This window comes from Peribacillus sp. SIMBA_075 (genome assembly GCF_046534585.1).
In genome coordinates this window covers 1-276 of the sequence record NZ_JAWRYN010000496.1, presented here as the reverse complement: position 1 = coordinate 276, position 276 = coordinate 1, and the positions used below count along the sequence as shown (strand labels likewise).

Here is a 276-nt window from a genome sequence, read left to right as displayed (position 1 = left end):
CCAGTGCCGGCTCGCGGATCCTGTGCGCGGGCGCCGACTACCCGACGCCGTGGACGCGCGACGCCGCGATCAATTCGTGGAGCGCCGTCAGCCTCCTCGACCCCGAGCTGGCTGAAGCGACCCTGCGAGAGGTCACCGAGGTGGGAGCACGGGGACCGGTCGTGCAGCAGGACGATCAGCTGTGGGATCAACTGGTGTGGGCGATCGGTGCCAGGCGGCACGTCGAAGTGACGGGCGATCGGCAGTTCGCGCACTGGGCGGCCGGAGTGGTGGAAC

The 276-nt window shown here is 70.3% G+C and carries 1 protein-coding gene; it reads left to right on the top strand.

What is annotated here, in order from left to right:
- Positions 1–276, top strand: a 276-nt coding sequence (locus SB775_RS29150) for a glucosidase family protein (RefSeq protein ID WP_410864703.1), incomplete at both ends; no start/stop codon positions are given.